The following is a 15,821-nucleotide window of genomic DNA, read 5'->3' as shown; positions in this document are numbered from 1 at the left end:
GCATGGCTGCCCCGGGGAGGGCGTGCCGGATCGACACATGCGGCATCAAGGGCGGCGACAATGCGGGGCGACGCAGCGATGATCGGCCATGATCGACGCCAGAAAGCCGCTCCGGGTGCTGGTGTCGGAGGGCTCCAGCACCTCCGGCCGCGAGGCAGTCACGATCCTGGGCGCGGCCGGCCATCACGTCGAGGTCTGCGACCCCTCGCGCTGGTGCCTGGCGCGCTATTCGCGCCTGGTCCGCAAATTCCACCATTGCCCGCCGCTGCGCAGCGATCCGGCCGGCTTCCTTCGCTTCGTCGAGCGCCTGCTGGCGACGCGGCGCTTCGACGTGCTGCTGCCGACCCATGAGCAGGGGTTTTTGTTCGCCCGCGCCGCGGCGCGGCTGAAGCCGCACGTCGGCCTCGCGCTGCCGGATTTCTCCGCCTATCGCGCCGTGCACGGCAAGGCCGGCTTCAGCCGGCTGCTCGACCAACTCGGCCTGCCACAGCCGCCGACCCATATCGTGAGGTCGGCTGGCGAGCTGCGCGAGGCGGTGCGCTATCCCTCCGTGGTCAAGACGTCGGTCGGCACCGCAAGCCGCGGCATCTGGTTCGTGCGCGATGCCAGCGATCTCAATCTCGCACTCTACGACCTGGAGTCGGCCGGTGATTTCGCCGGCGAGGTGCTGGTGCAGGACCTGATCACCGGCACCACCGAGAAGGCCCAGTCGGTGTTCTGCCGCGGCACGCTGGTTGGTTTTCACGCCTATCGGCAGATCGCAGCCGGCGTCGGCGGCGGCGAGGCAATCAAGGAGAGCGTCAGCCGGCCCGCGATCCGCAACTATCTCGAGACCATCGGCGCGCATCTCGGCTGGCACGGGGCGCTGTCGGTCGACGTCATGATGCCGCTCGACAGCGCAACCCCGCTGTTGATCGACTGCAATCCGCGGCTGGTCGAGCCGGGCAATGCGCACCGCGCCGGCACCGATCTGGTCGATCTGTTGCTGCGGGTCTCGCTCGACGAGACGCCGGCCCCGCTGGCAGAGAGCCGCGCCGGCGTGCGCACCCATCTGGCGATGCAGGCGCTGCTCGGCAGCGCGTCGCGCGACGGCACGCGGCGCGACATCATCCGCGAATGCGGCCGCATCGCCGCGGGCGAGGGCCCCTATCGGGACAGCACCGAAGAGCTGACGCCGGTGCAGCTCGATTGGCTCAGCGCCGTGCCGCTGGCAATGACCGCCGCGCTGATGCTCGTCTCGCCGCAGCTCGCCGCGTCGCTCGCCCGCGGCGGCTTTGGCGCGCATCTGCTCGACCGCGCGAGCATCGCGGCGATCGAGAGCGAGGGGTTTTGCTGACTCTTCCCCTCGTCTCTTCGATCCGTCATCCCCGCGCAAAGGCTTGGCCTTTGTCGCTGGAGGTGCGAGCCCTTGCGAGCCTCGAGGATGAATCGGCCCGGCTGGTGGCCGTCGACCCTTCGAGGGCCGCTGAAGAAGCGGCCACCTCCAGCGACAACGGCGAAGCCGTTGCGCGGGGGTGACGGGTTGGTTTGCCCAAACTTGCTCGGTGTCATCACCCGCGCAGGCGGGTGATCCAGTATTCCAGAGGCAGTAGTGAATGAACCGAGAGGCCGCGGCGTACTGGATCGCCCGGTCCATGTGCGCAATTGCGCACAGGCCGGGCGATGACAGGTGTAGGTGAGGACAAAGCTTCACACCCTCTCAGGGTGACGGAGGGCAGCGTAGGTCTCTCAACGCGTCGTCCCGAGGGCCTTTGCGTGATTTCGGAATATTGGAAGATTACCGGTGAGTTGCCCGACGTGTCAAGTGCCCTGGCCGAGCGCCGCCGCCGGCTACTTTGCATGGGGTTGTTTTTCGGTATTTTGGCAGAAGCGCCCCTGCTGCGGCGGCGTCCCGGGCAAGCCAACCGGTCGGCGCGAAGCGCGCCGTCCGGTGACCGGACCCCGTGGTCATGGATTCCTGCCTTCGCAGGGACGCTTGGAAACATCGGCGCCTACAACGGCTCGTCATCGTTGCCGTAGCGGTCGAGCTTCGGCGTCGCGATGTCGCCGTCCTCGTAATACTCGTCGTCTTGCGGCGGTGGTGGCGGCGGCGTTTTCGATTTGTCGTCGGGCTTGGGGCTGCCCGTACTCTTCTTTCCGGCTTTGCCCATGTGTCTTCCTGCGCGAGTTCGGTCGATTGCCGGAAGTCTACTCCAGGCGTCGTCAGGTGAGCAAAGCGGCTCGCGAAGAGCGAAGGCGGGCCTACAACGGCTCGTCATCATTGCCGTAATGGTCGAGCTTCGGCGTCGCGATGTCGCCGTCCTCATAACACTCGTCATCCTCCGGCGGCGGTGGCGGCGGCGTCTTCGCTGCGTCGTCGGGCTTGGCACCGCCCGTACTCTTTCCGGGTTTGCCCATGATTCCCCCTGCGAGGGTCAGATCGATGGTGCAATTCTACCCCAGTTCCCGGGCGCTTGTAATGGAAAGAGCGACACGGCGGGTCACATCCAGCCGCGCTGCGGGGCTCAAAAGGTCGCACCTGCCCGTACCATGTAGGTCCGGCCGGGCAGCGGATAGGCCGAGAAGCGGCCGGCCGTGAACGAGCTCGCGATCGCGTAGTCGTAGTACAGTGCGTTGAACAGATTGCTGGCGCTGACCGACCAGAAGAAGCGGTCGTATTGCCCGCTGAGCTTGATGTCGGCGGTGGCGTTGCCGGGGATGCGGCTCTGGGTGTTGGCCTGGTCGTTGTCCATGATGCGCGAGCTCCAGGCGCGCAGCGTGGCGTCGAACACCAGGTAGTTCTGCAGGATATTCCAGGTCACGCCGAGATTGCCGGTCGTGCGCGACACCAGCGGCACGTCGTTGCCGACGAAGGCGCCCTCGCGGAACACGGCGCGGGTATAGGCCATGCCGCCGCGCAAGGTCACGGTATCGCTGACCTTGAGCGATGCGCTGGTCTCCGAGCCGTAGCGGCGGGTCGGATCGAGATTGACGTTGAAGAACACCGTCGGGAGGAAATGGATCTCGTTCTGCAGATCCATCACATAGGCGCTGGTCTGCACCTGAAACTGGTTGGTCTTGACGCGGAAGCCGACTTCGCCGTCCTCCGAGGTCTGGGTCTTGAGCCTGAAATTCTGCGCCAGCGCCATGAAGGTCAGCGGATCGAACGCCGGGCCCGAGGCGACGCGCTCGTCGACATCGGGCGTACGGAACGCGCGCGCGGCGCGGCCGAACACCGAGAACGTATCGGTGATGCGGTGCTCGACGCCGAGATGCAGCGCATATTGCGTCTCGTCGCTGTCGAGCGGCGTCGCCTGCGCATCGAACGCGAACGGCGCATTCGGGTCATAGCGGTCGCGCGCCGAGAGGTGGGTGTTCTGCACCCGCGCGCCATAGGAGAAATCAGTGGTCGGCAGCACGCCGATGGTGTGTTGCCAATAGCCGGCCACGGACTGCTGCTCGAGATTGTAGACGTGGGTGGGGTCGACGCCCTGGAAGGCGCCGCGCGCCTGGCGGAACGTCGTGTCGTAATAATCGATACCGGTCAGGATCGTCGACGGCATGCCCAGCATGACGGTCTTGACGCTGAGCCGTGGCGTCAGCGACCAGGTGTCGAGCGCCGCGTCGTTGTAGGTCGAGGCGAAGCCGATGGTCGGCACCGTGCCGAAGAACGCGCTCTGGGTGTCGCGCTGCCGCCAGCCGCCGTCGACGATCAGGTCGACGCCGTTGATCAGGGTCTTGGTGAAGCCGGTGGTGACGCTCGCGGTCTGCTGGTTGGCGTAGTCGAACGGCGTGGCGGCGCCGCGGCGGTCGGTGACCAGCTCGTTGAGCCCGATCGACGGATCGACCAGCCGGCCGCCGGGCAGGCCGAGCTTCTGGTCGCTGCCGGTGACGGTCAGGAACGCGGTGAAGTCAGGCGTGGTGTAGTTGACGTTGCCGACCGCGTTGCGCTGGTCGAGCGCATTGTTGACGCGATAGCCGTCGGACTTGATGCCGTTGCCATAGAACGAGGTCGACCACGGCCCCGCATTCAGCGCGGCGGACACCGCGGCCATCCGGGTGTTGAACGAACCGACGCCGCCTTCGGTGCGGATCGTCGCGGGAGGGCCGCCGACCCCGGTCTTGGTGATGATGTTGACGACGCCGCCGACCGCGTTGTCGCCATAGAGCACGGCGCCGCTGTTGCCGCGGGTGATCTCGATGCGCGCGATCGAATCGATCGGGATGGTGGTGAGGTCGAAGCCGGCCTTGTCGATGTCGTTGAGGCGGCGTCCGTTGAGCAGGAACAGCGTGTTGTCGGAGGCGAACGCGCCGAAGCCGCGCAGGTCGACCGCGGTCTTGGCGTCGTTCGGGCCGCCATAGAGCGATTGCAGTTGCACGCCCGGCACCTGCGCCAGAATCTCCGGCAGCGATTGCGTCGGCGAATGCGCGATGTCGTTTGCGGTGATCACGGTTGAGGAGGCGCCGACGATGCCGGAGAACTGGCGGCCGCCGCTGCCACCGCCGGTCCCCGATGCCGTGCCCGTTGCTGCCGTGTTCGATCCCGTTCCGCTGCCGGTGTCGCCGGTCTGCGTATTGCCCGGCGCGCGGCGGCGCGGCGCAGGCGTCTCATCGGTGGCCGGCTTGGCGCGGGTGACGTTCTGCTCGCCCGGCTTGGTGACCTCGATCGGAGGGAGCTCTCCGGCGACAGCGACCTGCTGCGCCCGCGCCGCGGTGGCGAACAGCGCCGGCGCAAGCATCGTCGTCGCGAGCAGAAGCGCGCGACGCGGCCGGATTGAGGGGAAGGACAACATAGGCGAGGCCTCGGAATGACGGCAGTGGCACGTCACCGCGACCCAGTCTCACCATCGTGCTAACAGCCTCAGGTGAAGCTAATGCCTGTACTCCCCGACCGACATCGTCGCGTGTGACCACGGTTGACGGCAGGTCTCCTGGCTCGCGGGTCGTTACCCTTCGTCGCCTTCCCAGGACCGAGATTCCCAGTGGCCTGTGACGAAGGATTCACCGCCTACAGTTGCGGGGGCAGCCGCGGCCTGGAGGAAGTTTCCTCGTACCGCATTCCCTTTTGATCCCACTAAAGGAACCGTCCCGGTCATCTAGGGTTCGGCAGGGCGCTAGAGTCAATCCCGGCGGAAACCGGGCCGGCGCCCGGCGGCCACGGTTTTTGCCGAGTGTCGCTTGTCTGCCACGGCGATCGCTGTAAGAGCATGGATACGATGAGCGTGCAGGATTTTGCTTTTGCAGCCGAGGTTGCGGCGCGGCGCCGGTGGGGCGCGACCGCGGCGTTGGCCGCGCTCGTGGTGCTGTTGACGCTGCTCTCGCTCGGCACCGGGCCGGTGCGGCTGTCGCCGCTTGCGGTGACCGAGGTGCTGTTCGGCGGCGGCAGCGACGTCGCGCAGGTGATCGTGCGCGAGATTCGTCTGCCGCGCACTATCCTGGCGGTTGCGATCGGCAGCATTTTGGGGCTATCGGGCGCGGCGCTGCAGGGGCTGCTACGCAATCCGCTGGCCTCGCCGTCGCTGTTCGGCGCGCCGCAATCGGCGGCGTTCGGCGCGGTGCTGGTGATCGCGTTCGGGCTTGCCGACGTGCGCTCCTATGCGCTGCCGGTGGTGGCGATCATCGCCGCGTTCGGCTCGGTGTTCGCGCTGCTTGCGATCGCCGGTCGCAATGCCGGGCTGTTGATCCTGATCCTCGCCGGGCTCGCAATCTCGAGCTTCGCGGGCGCCGCAACCGCGCTGGTAATGAACCTCTCCAGCAATCCCTTCGTGGTGCTCGAGATTGCGTTCTGGCTGCTCGGCTCGCTGGAGGACCGCAGCTTCGTCCATGTCGCGCTGGCGCTGCCCTTCATCGCCGCCGGTGCCGCCATCCTGCTCAGCCAGGCCAGCGCCTTCCGCGCGCTGACGCTGGGCGAGGAGGCGGCGCAGAGTCTTGGCGTCGATGTCGGGCGGCTGCGGCTCTTGGTGATCACGGGCGTCGCGCTCGGTGTCGGCGGCGCGGTCGCGGTCACCGGGACGATCGGCTTCATCGGCCTGGTGGCGCCGCATCTGATGCGTCCGGTGATCGGTCACGATCCGGCGCGGCTTCTGGTGCCGAGCGCGCTCGCCGGCGCGGCGCTGCTGCTCGTTGCCGACATCGCGGTGCGCATCATCCCGTCGACCTCGGACATCAAGGTCGGCGTCTTGACCTCGATCATCGGCGTGCCGTTCTTCCTCTATCTGATCATGCGCGAACGTCGCGCGCTCGGCGGAGGCGTGGCATGACGCTGCTCGCCGCGACCCATCTCGATGCCTCGCTCGGCAGCCGCAAGGTGCTGCACGATATCTCGCTGTCGCTCGCGGCCGGCCATCTGGTCGCGCTGGTCGGCCCGAACGGCGCCGGCAAGACCACGCTGCTGCGTGTGCTCGCCGGATTGATCCCGTCCAGCGGCGACATCCAGATCGGCGGCGATGCATTGTCGACACTGTCGCTGCGCGAGCGGGCAAAACGCTTCGCCTATCTGCCGCAGGGCCACATGGTGCACTGGCCGCTGCCGGCGCGCGATATCGTCGCCCTCGGCCGCTATCCGCATGGCGCAACCGATCCGGCGCGGCTGTCGCAGACGGACATCGAGGCGGTGCTGCGGGCGATGCAGGCGGTCGACGTCACCGAATTCGCCGACCGCCGCGTCACCGAGCTCTCCGGCGGCGAGCGCAGCCGCGTCGCGCTGGCGCGCGTGCTCGCGGTCGAGGCGCCGGTGATTTTGGCCGATGAGCCGACCGCCTCGCTCGATCCGCGCCACCAGATCGATGTGATGCAAAAACTGCGCAACGTCGCCGATACCGGCGTACTGGTCGTCGTTGTGACCCATGATCTCGGACTTGCCGCGCGCTTCGCCGATCACGTGCTGGTGCTATCGGAGGGCCGGCTGGCCGCACAGGGCGCGCCTGGAGAAGCGCTGTCGGAGAATGTGCTGGCGGAAGTGTTCCGGGTCCGCGCCTATCGCGCCGAGTATCAGCGCGAGGCCGTCATCGTGCCGTGGGCGGACGTGTGATGCGGCGGCGGCGGCTCCACGAAGTCGCGTCACCTCTCCCGCTTGCGGGGGAGGTCGCTGTGCTCGAAGAGCGCAGCGGGTGGGGGCTCTTTCCACAATATGACTTGCGGCGATACCCCCACCCCAACCCTCCCCCGCAAGCGGGAGAGGGGGCGCAGCGCCGTCGGAGCCGCCATTTCGCTTCACGTTGCATTGTGTTCGCGCTCTCAATCCTGCTGTCGGCGATGTTGCCCAGCATCGCGTCGGCTGCCGGCCCGCGCATCGTCTCGATGAACGTCTGCAGCGACCAGCTCGTGCTGTCGCTGGCCGATTCGGACCAGATCCTCGGCCTCAGCCGCTTCGCGCGCGATGCCTGGCAGTCCTGGGCGGCCGACAAGGCGCAGCGCTACCCGACGCTGTCGGGCGGGGCCGAGGACGTGCTGGTGCTCAAGCCGGACATTGTTGTCGTCAGCCTGTTCGACAAGCGCGCGACGCGCGATCTGTTGAAGGCGCAGGGGCTGAATCTCGTCGAGTTCACGGTGCCGCGCACGCTGGAGGAGGTGCGAGAGCAGATCCACGCCATGGGCGACGTGCTGCAGCATCTGGATCGCGCGCAAGCCGAGATCGCGCGGCTCGATGCCGCGATCGCCCGCGCGCGGGCGGCGGCGAGCGATCGTCACTATCGCGTGCTGCCGCTGGAGCGGCGCGGTTTTGTGGCGGGCGATGACAGCCTGATCAACTCGCTGTTGCGAGAAGTCGGTCTCACCAATGCCGCCGGCGAGCTCGGTTTCCATGCCGGCGGCTTTGCCTCGCTGGAGGCGATCATCAAACTGCGGCCGGATTTCATCCTGGTGGCGGAAGCCGGCGATCGTGCCGAGGATGACGGCCGCGCCTTCCTGCTGCATCCCGCGCTGCAACGCTTCTACCCGCCGGACAAGCGCATCGTGCTGCCCGAGCGGCTCACCGTCTGTGGCGGCGTGATGCTGGCCGATGCGCTGGATCGGCTGACGGAGGAGCTGCAGCGCGTGACGCGCTGATGGTGTAGCTGGGTAGCCCGGATGCAGCGCAGCGAAATCCGGGATCAGTCTCCGCGGAGGGATTGGCCCCGGATTGCGCTGCGCTTCATCCGGGCTACGGGATCACCCCATCACCACCGGCCCGCCGGCCTTCTTCCAGGCGTCGATGCCGCCCTCGATGTGCGCGGTATTCGCCAGTCCCGCCTTCTTCGCGGCGGCCACCGCCATCGCCGAGCGCTCGCCGAAGGCGCAGAAGAACACGACGCGGCGGCCGGTCGCAGCCGCGACTTCGCGCAGCATGCCGCCGGGCTGGAGCGTGGCGCAGATTCCGGGGTAGGGCGCGTGCAGCGCACCCGCCAGCGTGCCGTGCTTGGCGCGTTCGGCGACCTCGCGCAGATCGACCAGCAGGATGTCCGGCCGGCCGAGGCTCATGATCGCATCGCGCGCCGACAGCGCGAGACCTTCCTTGGCGAGCTCGTCCTGGTGCAGGCCGACATGCATGTTGGCGGGCAGCACGACGTCCATCAGCTTCGGGTTCGGCAGATTGAGGTTGTTCATCAGCTCGACATAGGCGTCGATCGATTTCACCTGCAGCCGTGGATTGTAGCGCTTCTCCTCGCCGATGGTGGAGACGGTGTCGCCCTTGTAGTCATGCGCGGGGAACACCATCGTCTCGTCGGGCAGCTTCAGCAGGCGGTTGAAGATCGAATCGTACTGCGCCCGCGCGCTGCCGTTCTGGAAATCGGTGCGGCCGGTGCCGCGGATCAACAGCGTGTCGCCGGTGAAGACGCGGTCGCCCATCAAATAGCTGTATGAATCGTCGGTGTGGCCCGGCGTGTACATCGCATCGAGGCAGAGGCCCTCGATCATCACCCGGTCGCCGTCGGAGACGCGCATCGAGACCACGTCGGCCTTGCTCTGCTCGCCCATGATGGTGATGCACTGGGTGCGGTCGCGCAGTTCGGCGAGGCCCGTGACGTGGTCGGCGTGCAGATGGGTGTCGACGGCCTTGACCAGGCGCAGATCGAGTTCCTGCAGCAGCTTGCAGTAGCGCTCGACCTTCTCCAGCACGGGATCGAGGATCAGCGCCTCACCGCCGGCGCGGCTCGCGAGTAGATAGCTGTAGGTGCCGGACACGCTGTCGAACAGTTGGCGAAAGATCATGACGGCTTACCTGTTCTCTGGGTTGAGACGCCGGGAGGATATTATTCCATAGATAGGGGCGATTCAAAGCAAATCCATCCCCCGTACAAACACCATCCCGTCACCTTGAGAAGGTGTGAAGCTTTGTCCTCACCCACCGCTGTCATCGCCCGGCTTGACCGGGCGATCCAGTACGCTGCGGCCTCTCGATTCATTCACCACTGCCTCTGGAATACCGGATTCACCCGCCTGCGCGGGTGATGACAGGTGTGGGTGAGGACAAAGCTTCACACCCTCTCAGGATGACGTCCAAGTGTCGGGTGAGAGGCCTAGATGGCCCCGAACGTTACGACCAGATGTAGCTGATGGCACGATGGTGACGTCACCCCGTCATTGCGAGGAGCGAAGCGACGCGGCAATCCATTCGGTCCGCGCGGCAACACTCATCCGCCGCCGCGTCATCCAAGCTTTGTGATGCCCGGATTGTCGTCGACGCCCTTCAGCGTCACGCCGGGCGCGTCGCGGTTCGGCGGCCGGCCGGCGCGCAGATGCTTTGCCACCACGTCCCAAACCGGCGCGCCGCTCTGCTGATTGACCGAGGCCCAGCCCGCGACTTTGTAGCTCTTGCCGGCCTCGAGATGTTTTCCGTTGGCGAGCTTCAGCTCGGAGATGCGCTTGCCGACGGTCTCGGCCGGCGTGCAGGTGTAGGCGAGGCCGCCGACGCGGACCATGTCGCCGCCCTGCTGATAATAGGGATCGACGTTGAACAGATTGTCGCAGACGTCCTCCAGCACATCCTTGATCTGGTGGCCGGTCATGGTGGCGACGTAAGTCTCCGGATAAGTGATTGCGGTTTCCGACAGCACGTCTTCCATGGTCAACGGCTGGCCCGCGAGCGTGGTGAGGCCCCAGCGAAAACCAGGCGACAGCGTGATCTCGGCCTCGAGCTCATTGAGCAGCGCGTCGCAGATCAGCTGGTCCACGGTGCCGGAGAAATTGCCGCGGCGGTAGAGCAGGCGGTCGGCGGCGGCGAGCTTGTCGTCCCAGTCGTCGACATAGGGCTGGCGCATCTTGTCGATCAGCGCCTGCATCGCCGGGTCGGGCTTCAGCAACTCGGCGAACACCGGCAGCAGGCGATAGCGGACGTTGGCGACCTTGCCCTTGGCGAGGTCGAGATCGAGCACACCGATGAACTTGCCGTTGGAGCCGGCATTGGTGACCAGCGTGACGCCGCCGGCATTGGTCACCGTGATCGGCAGCGGGATCGCGTCATGGGTGTGGCCGCCGAGGATGACGTCGATGCCGGTGACGCGGCCGGCGAGCTTGAGGTCGACATCCATGCCGTTGTGCGACAGCAGGATCACCGCCTCGACCTTGTCGTTGTTGCGGTGGCCGTCGACCAGCTTTTGCAGCTCCTCGTCGCGGATGCCGAACTTCCAGTCCGGCGTGAAGCGCTTTGGGTGCGCGATCGGCACATAGGGGAAGGCTTGGCCGATGATCGCGACCCGGTGGCCGCCGATCTCCTTGATGATTGATGGCTTGAACACCCGCCCTGACGCCGGGTCGAACGCCTTGGCGTCGTTGAACGCGGCCTCCTCGGTCAGGAACACGTTCTGCGCCAGAAACTCGCCCTTGAAGCGGGCGAGATTGTCGCGCAGCACCTGCTCGCCATAGGTGAATTCCCAATGCCCGGTCATCGCCTCGATGCCGAGCAGGTTGGCGGCCTCCACCATGTCGGCGCCCTTCATGGCGTTGGCGAACCCGGTGCCCTGCCAGAGGTCGCCGCCGTCGAGCAGCAGCGTGCGCCGCTCGCCGACATCGGCGCGCAGCTTCTCGACCAGCGTCTTCAGATGGGCAAAGCCGCCGAGCCGGCCGAAGCGGGCGGCGGCCTTCTCGAACTCGACGCAGCTGAAGGCATAGGCGTCGGCGCTGTCGGGGCGGATGCCGAAGCGGTCGAGGAACGCCTTGCCGACTAGATGCGGTGGCTGGCCAGCCATCGACCCGACGCCGATGTTGACGCTGGGTTCGCGGAAGAACACCGGCTTCAACTGGGCATGCGTGTCCGTGATGTGCAGGATCCGCGCATTGCCGAAGCGTTCCAGATCGTAGACGCTGGCGGTGTCGACGCCGCGGGCAAGCCGCGGCAGGCCGGCCGTCAAGGTCGCGGCGGCCGATGCTTTCAGGAAATCCCGGCGGCGGATAATCATCACTCTCTCCGCGCGGCCTCTTCCACCTCTCCCCGCCGGGGAGAGGTCGGCGCGCAGCGCCGGGGGAGGGGCCGCAGCTCCGACGAGAGACCGTCATCCCTCACCCGCGCCTCCGGCGCGACCTCTCCCAATGGGAGAGGTGGGGCACCGCCGGTGCGGGGTGTACTCGTTGTCATCTCACCATACGCTAACGAACTTCCATGTCCTTCCAGCGTTCCTTTTCGCTGGTGGCCTGGAAGATCGATGCCTTTGCCAGGGCTTCGGCCTCCTTGGCCTGCGCCACCGCGGTGTCGAAATCACCAGCATCACCGGCCTTTTTTGCGGCAGCGAGCGTCGCGGCGGTCGTGGTCCACTGGTTGCGCAGGGCGCCGGCCTCCTTGTTGGCGGCTTCGGCTGCGGCATAGGCCGCCTTGTAGTCGGCCTCGGAGGCGGCGAGCGCAGCGGTCGCGCCCGCGAGCAGCAGGGCCGAGGCAGCGAAGATCGTGGTCGCTCTCATGGCGGGTCTCATGGCCTGGCTCCCGGCCCCGAGATCGGCAACCCGTTGCTGACATAGGACAGATAGTATTCGAGGTTGCGATACTCGTCGTCCTGCGGATTGAGCGGCACGCCGCGGATCTGGCTGTTGCAGGTGGTGAAGCGGCGGCTGGTGGTGCCCATGCCCGACCATTCCGACCGGTAGATCGGCATCGCATTCAGAATCCCCAGCGCCGGCGCCAGCACCTCGGCGCGGATCCGCTCGCCCGGGCTCTGGATGTGGCAGGTGGCGCAGGAGAAATTGAGTTGGCCGCGGCGGGTGTAGAAATACTCCTTGCCCTTCTGGTAGGCCTCGAGCGCCCGCGGGTCGTTCGGGATCTTGATGTCCATCAGCTTGCCGCGCGAGGTAAAAGCCATGTAGGCGGTGAGCGCCGCCATGTCGTCCCTGACATAGGAGAAGGGCGCCTCGCCATTGGCCTCGCGGCAGCGGTTGAGCGCAAGCTCCAGCGTGATGACCTTGCCTTCCGTCTCGTCGAAATAGGGATAGTTCTGGCGGATGCCGATGCCCTGGTTCGGAAAGCAGTCGGCGTAGGTCTTGCCGTTCTTGAACGGCTTTGAAAACATCTCCTTGCCGGCCTCGAGCGAGAACTCGTAGGGCGGAAACTGCTCCTTCTCTTCCCACTGCCGGTGCAGGTCCTCATTCATCGAATAGGGCCCGTTGACGAAATCCTCGAGCTTCAGCTTGGGGAATTTGTCGGTGAAGAATTTTTGGAAGGCGGCCTTGTCGGCTGCGGGATCGACGGTGTCGGCCGCGCGCGCCGCCGGCGCGAGCGCCAGAACGCCGAGCGCAAGCGCGACGGCAGTGCGGATTGCAAGACGCAGCATCATTGAATCTTTGCCGTGGTGCTGTCGGTCGCGCCCTTGTTGTCGACCCAGCTGACCTTCAACTCGTCACCCTTCTTGCCGCCCTTGAAGGCGAACTTCACATAGGGGTCCTTGGAGACGCCGCCACCCCAGTCGGCGAGGAACACAGCCTTGCCGTCATATTCGAAGGTGAGCTGCTGGATGAAATGCGGCGGAATGATCTCGCCCTTGGCGTCCTTGACGAAGCCGGAATCCATCGGATGCTGGATCAGCGCCTGCACCTCGGTGGTGTCGCCGTTTGACGTGGCGCGCACGCGAATGCTCGATGCCATCTGATTTGTCCCTTGGTTGGGCTCAGCCGCCGCAGCCGCCGACGGTGACCTTGATTTCCTTGACCGCGCTGTAGAGCTTGCCGCCGGCTTCGACCAGCACGGTGACGTTGCTGGTCTTGGCCATCTTGATCCGGTTGGCGACGCTCGGCAGCGTGCCGGCCGGGATCTTGTATGAGGCTACCAGCGAGATCGGGTTTTCGCTGACCAGGAACGAGATCGAACTGACGTCGGCAAGCGTCGTGGTGGCGGAGATTGGCACCACGGCGCCGTTCTCGGCGATTTCGGGTGCGTCCAACTTGATCTTGTCCGAGGGCTCTGCGGTCTTGCCGTAGAGCGCCTTGATCGCTTCGGCCTCGGTCTTCTGCTTGAACGCCTCTTCCGGATATTTGTCGTTGGCGGCGGCAAGCGCCTGCGGCACCTCGAACGGAACGACGCCGAGGCCGATCAGCGCGGCGACGCCGGCGCCCTTCAGCACCAGGCGGCGCGTTTTGAAAAATTCGTTGCTTGTGATCTCCATCGCAAAATCTCCCAAAAGCGAACGCTGCGGCATCACAACGTCTGCAGAAAATCCACCACCGCGCTGATTTCCTTCTCGGTCAGGATCCGGTTGCGTCCGAACGGCGGCATCACGGTCTGCGGGTTGCGCTTGGTCTCGTCAGATACGATCGCGATCAGCTCGTCGCGGCTGTATTTTGCCTTCAGCCCGCTCAGTTCGGGACCGATCGTGCCGGGCAGATCGCCGCCCTTGATGACGTGACAGGTCAGGCAATTGCCCTTGCTGCGCTCGAAGGCAAGCTTCTGGCCTTCGGCGACGGATTGGGCCTGCGCAGGGCCCGCCATTGCCGCGCCTGCCAGCAGTGCCAGAACCAAAGCTGGCTTGGAAAAGGTGACGATCAAGGACGCTTCCCGGGCTTCAATCTCGATGTTCCCATCGCAATATAAAGAGTGGAAAGCACAAAGGCCATCGGCTGGCAATGTGGAGAATCGGCGAGGCGGAGCGGGCGGTTAATAGTGCCGGGGGCACACGTGCTGTATGTCCCGTCATCCTGAGGTGCGAGCCTTGCGGCGCAGCTGCGCCGCAAGGGCGAGCCTCGAAGGATGAATCGGCCCGGCTGGTGGCCGTGCATCCTTCGAGGCTCGCAAGGGCTCGCGCCTCAGGATGACGGGTTAGATAGTGTGGCCATCGGTTCCGCCTTTGCGGGTTGCGGACACACAGTCTACAAACAGGCTGACAGGAGAATGCGGTGGCAGAATTCGTCGTGGAGTTCGGCAAGGACGGCAGCCCGGTGGAGGCCGACGGGCGGCTCGACGCGGCGGCGTTCCACCGCAACCACGCGCCGATCTGGGCGGTGCTGAAGAACTTCCTGGCCGGGCAATCCGGCGACGTGCTCGAGGCCGGCAGCGGCACCGGCCAGCACGTCGTGTCGTTCGCCGGTCATACGCCTGACATCGTCTGGTGGCCGAGCGATCTGAATGACGCGCATCTGCGCAGCATCGAGGCCTGGCGCGTGCATGCCGGCCTCGGCAACATCCGGCCGCCGCAGCGCATCGATCTGTCCGATCCGGCCTGGTCGGTCGCGCCGTCGGACGGCAAAGGTCCGGACAAACTGCGCGCGATCTTCTGCGCCAATGTGATCCACATCGCGCCCTGGCTCGTCGCCGAAGGCCTGTTCGCCGGTGCTAACAGGCATCTGCGCGCCGACGGACGCCTGTTCCTCTACGGCCCGTTCAAGCGCGACGGCAAGCATACCGCGCTCAGCAACGCGGTGTTCGACACCTCGCTGCGCGAACGCGACGCCGAATGGGGCGTGCGCGACATCGCCGATCTCGAGAAGCTGGCTGACAGCGTCGGCCTGCGATTGGCCGAGACGTTCGAGCTGCCGGCCAACAACATGATCCTGATGTTCGTGCGCAAGGATGCGATTCAATCGTAAGCCAGGCACCAGCCATCACCGCGCAGCCAGCAGCGCTCGTCGGGAATATCGGCATCACGATAGAGCCGCGTCACCTTCTGCCAGCCGCCGCGGGCGAAGGCTTCGGCCAGCGCCCGTTCGGAAGCCTCGTTGCGGCCGCCGTCGCAGGGAATGATCGCGACCGGTGAGATCCATGCCGCCTGATAGCCCGCGCCCTCGCGCCGGATCCGGAACACGGCGCCGGACCGCGCTATCTGGTCCAGCGCGCCGCCCCTGAATCCTTCGTCCGATGTCAGCGGCAGGATCAGCCGGCCGCCATCGGCAAGTCTGTCGAGCCAGCGTGCGGCCGGCTGGGTGCAGCCGGCGTTGACATAGATGACGTCGGCCGTGTCGAACGCCAGCTGCGTGCCGTCGCCCGGGATGATCTCGACATTCGCATAGGACGCGAGATTGTCGCGGGCGCGCGCGGCGAGCTCGCCATCATATTCGATGCCGGTGACGCGGCCGGACGGTCCGGCAAGATGCGCCAGCAGCGCCGTGTAGTAGCCGGTGCCGGTGCCGATATGCACCACGTGCTCGCCGGCGGCGGGCGACGCCTGGTGCATGAGATAGGCGTGCAGCGAGGGCTGCCCGTTGTTGAGCCGGCGTTCGGGGACCAGCGCGACCAGATCGTCGGTGTAGAGATAGACCGGGTCGGCATCGGGCGTCGGCACATAGTCGCGGCTCCACCAGCGCAGCATCAGCCATGGCCCGGGGCCGACGAAATCCTCGCGCGGCACGGCGGCGAAGGCGGCCGCAACGCTGGGATTGACGACATTGGCGGCGGCCATGATCTGCTTGGCATAGGCGGCGCGGATGATGCGGAGCTCGGCTTGCGGGTCCAT

The 15,821-nt window shown here is 66.2% G+C and carries 16 protein-coding genes and 1 riboswitch; of the genes, 5 read left to right on the top strand and 11 right to left on the bottom strand.

Annotated elements, in window-relative coordinates:
• The first annotated feature begins 88 nt into the window (after nucleotides 1–88).
• Nucleotides 89–1,336, top strand: a complete 1,248-nt coding sequence (locus CI41S_RS09900; protein ID WP_139858773.1) for an ATP-grasp domain-containing protein — start codon at nucleotides 89–91, stop codon at nucleotides 1,334–1,336.
• Nucleotides 1,337–1,991: 655 nt separating this feature from the next.
• On the opposite strand, the gene CI41S_RS43340 is transcribed toward CI41S_RS09900, so the two are convergent.
• The 3 genes from CI41S_RS43340 to CI41S_RS09895 form a co-directional block, all read right to left on the bottom strand.
• A complete protein-coding gene (locus CI41S_RS43340; RefSeq protein ID WP_172626601.1) occupies nucleotides 1,992–2,150 on the bottom strand; it encodes a hypothetical protein in 159 nt (52 codons plus the stop codon).
• A gap of 91 nt (nucleotides 2,151–2,241) precedes the next feature.
• Nucleotides 2,242–2,397, bottom strand: coding sequence for a hypothetical protein (locus CI41S_RS43335; RefSeq protein ID WP_172626600.1), 156 nt, complete (start codon nucleotides 2,395–2,397; stop codon nucleotides 2,242–2,244).
• Between the two features lie 107 nt (nucleotides 2,398–2,504).
• On the bottom strand, nucleotides 2,505–4,718 hold the full coding sequence (locus CI41S_RS09895; RefSeq protein ID WP_244626458.1) for a TonB-dependent receptor: 2,214 nt from the start codon (nucleotides 4,716–4,718) through the stop codon (nucleotides 2,505–2,507).
• Nucleotides 4,719–4,883: 165 nt separating this feature from the next.
• Nucleotides 4,884–5,082, bottom strand: a riboswitch (cobalamin riboswitch).
• 113 nt (nucleotides 5,083–5,195) lie between these two features.
• Here CI41S_RS09895 and CI41S_RS09890 point away from each other — a divergent pair.
• The 3 genes from CI41S_RS09890 (at nucleotide 5,196) to CI41S_RS09880 (ending at nucleotide 8,025) form a co-directional block, all read left to right on the top strand.
• The gene (locus tag CI41S_RS09890; RefSeq protein ID WP_139858807.1) at nucleotides 5,196–6,239 is read left to right on the top strand and encodes a FecCD family ABC transporter permease; all 1,044 of its coding nucleotides are present in this window, start codon (nucleotides 5,196–5,198) and stop codon (nucleotides 6,237–6,239) included.
• Nucleotides 6,236–7,009, top strand: coding sequence for an ABC transporter ATP-binding protein (locus CI41S_RS09885; protein WP_139858771.1), 774 nt, complete (start codon nucleotides 6,236–6,238; stop codon nucleotides 7,007–7,009). The genes CI41S_RS09890 and CI41S_RS09885 overlap by 4 nt, the downstream gene beginning before the upstream one ends.
• 224 nt (nucleotides 7,010–7,233) lie before the next feature.
• Complete coding sequence (locus tag CI41S_RS09880; RefSeq protein WP_139858806.1) at nucleotides 7,234–8,025, top strand: ABC transporter substrate-binding protein; 792 nt, start codon at nucleotides 7,234–7,236, stop codon at nucleotides 8,023–8,025.
• Between the two features lie 102 nt (nucleotides 8,026–8,127).
• On the opposite strand, the gene CI41S_RS09875 is transcribed toward CI41S_RS09880, so the two are convergent.
• The 7 genes from CI41S_RS09875 to soxX all read right to left on the bottom strand — a co-directional run bounded on the left by CI41S_RS09875 (nucleotide 8,128) and on the right by soxX (nucleotide 13,864).
• On the bottom strand, nucleotides 8,128–9,168 hold the full coding sequence (locus CI41S_RS09875; protein ID WP_139858770.1) for an MBL fold metallo-hydrolase: 1,041 nt from the start codon (nucleotides 9,166–9,168) through the stop codon (nucleotides 8,128–8,130).
• Between the two features lie 437 nt (nucleotides 9,169–9,605).
• Nucleotides 9,606–11,354, bottom strand: a complete 1,749-nt coding sequence (gene soxB, locus CI41S_RS09870) for a thiosulfohydrolase SoxB (protein WP_139858769.1) — start codon at nucleotides 11,352–11,354, stop codon at nucleotides 9,606–9,608.
• 187 nt (nucleotides 11,355–11,541) lie between these two features.
• Nucleotides 11,542–11,850 carry a hypothetical protein gene (locus CI41S_RS09865; RefSeq protein WP_430650011.1) on the bottom strand — a complete coding sequence of 103 codons (309 nt, stop codon included), beginning with the start codon at nucleotides 11,848–11,850 and terminating at the stop codon, nucleotides 11,542–11,544.
• Between the two features lie 8 nt (nucleotides 11,851–11,858).
• Nucleotides 11,859–12,716 (bottom strand): sulfur oxidation c-type cytochrome SoxA, encoded by an 858-nt coding sequence (gene soxA / locus CI41S_RS09860; RefSeq protein WP_139858767.1) that lies wholly within the window; start codon nucleotides 12,714–12,716, stop codon nucleotides 11,859–11,861.
• Entirely contained in the window at nucleotides 12,713–13,024 is a 312-nt protein-coding gene (gene soxZ / locus CI41S_RS09855) for a thiosulfate oxidation carrier complex protein SoxZ (protein WP_139858766.1), read from the bottom strand. The genes soxA and soxZ overlap by 4 nt, the downstream gene beginning before the upstream one ends.
• 22 nt (nucleotides 13,025–13,046) lie before the next feature.
• Nucleotides 13,047–13,541 carry a thiosulfate oxidation carrier protein SoxY gene (gene soxY, locus CI41S_RS09850; protein WP_139858765.1) on the bottom strand — a complete coding sequence of 165 codons (495 nt, stop codon included), beginning with the start codon at nucleotides 13,539–13,541 and terminating at the stop codon, nucleotides 13,047–13,049.
• Between the two features lie 32 nt (nucleotides 13,542–13,573).
• Nucleotides 13,574–13,864: a sulfur oxidation c-type cytochrome SoxX gene (gene soxX, locus CI41S_RS09845; RefSeq protein ID WP_139480147.1), complete on the bottom strand. Its 291-nt coding sequence runs from the start codon at nucleotides 13,862–13,864 to the stop codon at nucleotides 13,574–13,576.
• Nucleotides 13,865–14,268: 404 nt separating this feature from the next.
• Here soxX and CI41S_RS09840 point away from each other — a divergent pair, with 404 nt between their 5' ends.
• Nucleotides 14,269–14,958, top strand: coding sequence for a DUF938 domain-containing protein (locus CI41S_RS09840; protein ID WP_139858764.1), 690 nt, complete (start codon nucleotides 14,269–14,271; stop codon nucleotides 14,956–14,958).
• Here CI41S_RS09840 and CI41S_RS09835 read toward each other — a convergent pair.
• Nucleotides 14,949–15,821 (bottom strand): protein-L-isoaspartate O-methyltransferase family protein, encoded by an 873-nt coding sequence (locus tag CI41S_RS09835; protein ID WP_139858763.1) that lies wholly within the window; start codon nucleotides 15,819–15,821, stop codon nucleotides 14,949–14,951. The genes CI41S_RS09840 and CI41S_RS09835 overlap by 10 nt on opposite strands.

Origin of the sequence: Bradyrhizobium ivorense, from assembly GCF_900696085.1 — a bacterium.
Taxonomy (GTDB): domain Bacteria; phylum Pseudomonadota; class Alphaproteobacteria; order Rhizobiales; family Xanthobacteraceae; genus Bradyrhizobium; species Bradyrhizobium ivorense.
Note: the sequence above shows the minus strand (reverse complement) of the source record. Positions and strands in the feature narration are given on the sequence as shown.